Origin of the sequence: Dolichospermum lemmermannii CS-548, from assembly GCF_028330815.1 — a bacterium.
Classification (GTDB): Bacteria; Cyanobacteriota; Cyanobacteriia; order Cyanobacteriales; family Nostocaceae; genus Dolichospermum; species Dolichospermum lemmermannii.
Map to the genome: position 1 here is coordinate 1 of NZ_JAQMTJ010000168.1, position 3,545 is coordinate 3,545.

3 protein-coding genes are annotated in these 3,545 nt (G+C 38.4%); 1 reads left to right on the forward strand and 2 read right to left on the reverse strand.

Annotated features, from left to right (window positions below):
- Positions 1-142 precede the first annotated feature (142 nt).
- A complete protein-coding gene (shc, locus tag PN450_RS11150) occupies positions 143-2,056 on the reverse strand; it encodes a squalene--hopene cyclase (protein ID WP_271836317.1) in 1,914 nt (637 codons plus the stop codon).
- Positions 2,057-2,209: 153 nt separating this feature from the next.
- On the opposite strand from shc, the gene PN450_RS11155 reads away from it, so the two are divergent.
- The gene (locus PN450_RS11155; protein ID WP_271836319.1) at positions 2,210-3,379 is read left to right on the forward strand and encodes a glycosyltransferase; all 1,170 of its coding nucleotides are present in this window, start codon (positions 2,210-2,212) and stop codon (positions 3,377-3,379) included.
- On the opposite strand, the gene PN450_RS11160 is transcribed toward PN450_RS11155, so the two are convergent.
- The coding region (locus PN450_RS11160; RefSeq protein WP_271836321.1) for a hypothetical protein at positions 3,303-3,545 on the reverse strand (243 nt) is incomplete at its 5' end. The two genes, PN450_RS11155 and PN450_RS11160, sit on opposite strands and share 77 nt — an antisense overlap.

Sequence of the window (3,545 nt, forward strand, 5' to 3'; positions counted from 1 at the left end):
AGAAGGAGAGAAGAATAGTCTCAAATTTCAGAAAGTGATAGGTTTTTAATGGTTTCAATCCTTATTCCTTGCACCTAATTCACTTTTTTAACCGGGAAACTCTTAATCTATCTAGGTTTTCGGTTTATTCAGCCAGCCCTATTTAACTCGAACATTTTGCTTGATATCGTCCCAAAGCCATTAAAGGAAAATACTGCTGATAAAGGTGATACTTCAAATAAAAATGGCAAGGGAAGCCCGTTCCGGTAAAGTATTCTTCATCCCAAGTACCATCTAATTTTTGTGTTTCTAATAGGTAATTAATCCCCTTTTCAATACTATCAATCGCTAATTTATCCGTTGCTTCACCTGCTGCTATTAACCCAATTAAAGCCCATGCTGTTTGGGATGCTGTACTGTCACCTTTTCCTTTTAAACTAGGATCATTGTAACTAAAACAAGTTTCTCCCCAACCACCATCAGAATTTTGTACTTTCACTAACCAAGCTGCACCCTGATTTATATCTCTAGCATATTTCAAAGGATTAATTAAAGCCAAAGCTGATAAAACGCCGCTAGTTCCATAAATGTAATTTACACCCCAACGTCCAAACCAACAACCTTCTATTTCTTGTTCTTTCAAAAGATAATCTAAAGACTTTTCTAAATTATCTGGTTGAATTGATAAATTACAAGCCCCCAACATTTCCAATACTCTAGCAGTGACATCAGCCGTATTTGGATCAATCATCGCTTTCAAATCACCATAGGGGACAGAATTGAGCCATTCTTGATCATTATCAAGATCAAAAGCCGCCCAACCACCTGGTTTACATTGCATCGTCGCAATCCAATTTAAAGCCCTATCAATAGCTTGTTTTTTTAGTTCCTCATTTGGCAATTTTGCTTGATGTAAAGCCATGACAACCACAGCCGAATCATCCACATCTGGGTAAAAACGATTTTCAAATTCAAACGCCCAAGCACCGGGTTTTCCCTGCTTGTTTTTGACATTCCAATCACCATAATCGAGAATTTGTTTCTCTATTAACCATGCTCCAGCTTTAACAATAGCCGGATCATTTGGGGCAAAACCTGAATCAATCAAAGCCCGAATCGACCAAGCTGTATCCCATACAGGAGAAACACAAGGTTGGACACAGTAACTATTTTCTGTTTCAATGGCGAAATTATCAACTGCTTTTAAACCCCGTTCGATCACCGGATCATTAGCATCATAATCTAAACACTTTAAAGCTAACAGAGAATTTAACATTGCGGGAATAATTCCCCCCCAATCACCTGTAACTTCTTGACGTTCTAGAATCCATTTTTCTGCGGCTTTAATTCCTTCATTTCTAAAAGGAACAAAATTAATACTTTCTGCTAATTTAAAGCCATCATCAAGGATATTAAAAATATCTGACCAATCACCATTTTTTGGTAATTCCCAGCAGACATTATTTACACCTTCAGCATATAATTCATCTAAATTAATTGGCTGATCAATGTTAAAAATTGGTTTTCGATCAAAGACAATTAATAATGGCACAGTGCTAGAACGCGCCCAACTCGAAAGTTCATAAATATTGAAGAAAAAATTATCGGGTAGTAACATTACCCAAGGTGGCAAAGAAGGCAGTCCGCGCCAATTATAACAGCCAATTAAAGCTAGATGTAACTTTGTAAAAATCCGAGTTTTGCTAATACCACCTTTAGCTAAAATTAGAGATTTCGCTTTCAGCAATGCGGTATCTGTAGCGGGTACACCTAACAATCTTAAAGCCATATAGGCTTCTACAGTTGTGTTTAAATCTCCACCATCACCATAAAACAATTCCCAACCTCCATGTTCTCGTTGTTGAGAACGGAGATAATTTTCAACTTTATGTAAAGGTCTGGTTTTCTCAGTTCCCCAAATCTTATGTAATAAAACAGCTTCCGAAGTGATGGTAACATTAGACTCTAACTCAGCCCACCAATAACCATCGGGATTTTGAATAGAAAGTAGATGTTTTTGACTTGCGGCTATCGCATCAACAACTTGCTTGACTTTTATCCTATCTTGTGTTTGCATCAAATACCTACCTCAGCACCAAACAATATTTAAATAACATAACCGAATTACGAGAAAATTCTTCCGCAAAATCAGCAAACATTGTATTCTATCCAAGTCAGTAAAAGAATTAAATTTGTCTGTTAAATTTTAAATTGGAGTACAGCAACAGTTATGGCAACAATTATATTCAGTTTGACCCTTCTATCCTTAGTCATTTGGATATTTTTAATCTTATTTTGGGGGCAGTTTTGGCGAGTTAATCACCAATTAGAAGCAAATCAAGATAAAGATATTGATAACAACACCTTACCGACCGTGTGCGTAATAATTCCTGCCCGTAATGAAGCCGATGTCATTCCTGTTAGCTTGCGATCGCTCCTCCAACAAGACTATCCTGGTAATTTCACCATCTTTTTAGTAGACGATCAAAGTAGCGATGGTACAGCCAATGTTGCCCAAGAAGTAGCCCACAACCTCGACAAAACCCAGCAATTGCAAATTGTTACCAGCACCTCATTACCCCCAGGTTGGACAGGCAAATTGTGGGCAATGGAACAAGGTTTACAAACAGCCAGTACCTTGACACCAGACTATTTTTTACTTACTGATGCCGATATAGAACATGATCCCAGCAACTTGCACCGCCTAGTTGCCAAAGCCGAGGCACAGAAATTAGATCTCGTATCCATCATGGTACGCTTACGCTGTCAAAGTTTTTGGGAACAACTATTAATACCCGCTTTCGTCTTTTTCTTCCAAAAACTTTATCCATTTTCCTGGGTAAATAGTCCCAAAAAAGCTACTGCTGCCGCTGCTGGAGGTTGTATTCTCATTCACTCAGAAGCCCTAAATAGAATTGGTGGGTTGCAAATAATTCGTCAAGCCTTAATTGATGACTGTTCCCTAGCCAAAGCCGTTAAATCAACTCACGGAAAAATCTGGCTAGGATTAAGCACCCTAACCTATAGCTTACGTCCTTACGACTCCCTGAAAACAATTTGGGATATGGTCGCCAGAAGTGCTTACACACAACTAAATTATTCCCCTTTCCTGCTAATAGGCAGCCTGTTGGGAATGACTTTAGTTTATTTATTACCACCGATAGCAATTATTTTCGGTCTGGTATTGGGGAATTGGATAATTACCCTGATTTCTTTCATCGGATATCTACTGATGACTTTTGCTTATTTCCCAATTATTCGTTTTTATAAATGTTCTCCAGTTTTTGCTTTTAGCTTACCCATCATTGCTTTTTTATATACTTCTATGACAATAGATTCAGCATTACAACATTGGCAAGGACGTGGAGGTGCATGGAAAGGTAGAGTATATACCCGTTGACAAGATAAGAGAAGCAGAGAAAGAAATTTCCTTCTTCTTCCTTCTTCCTTCTTCCTTCTTCCTTCTTCCTTCTTCCTTCTTCCTTCTTCCTTCTTCTTCCTTCTTCTTCTCCTGACTCCTGACTCCTGACTCCTGACTCCTGACTCCTGACTCCTGACTCCTGACT

Bases quoted from the DNA above. Each gene is read 5' to 3' on its own strand.
- shc (WP_271836317.1), bottom strand. From the start codon at position 2,056: ATGCAAACACAAGATAGGATAAAAGTCAAGCAAGTTGTTGATGCGATA.
- PN450_RS11155 (WP_271836319.1), top strand. From the start codon at position 2,210: ATGGCAACAATTATATTCAGTTTGACCCTTCTATCCTTAGTCATTTGG.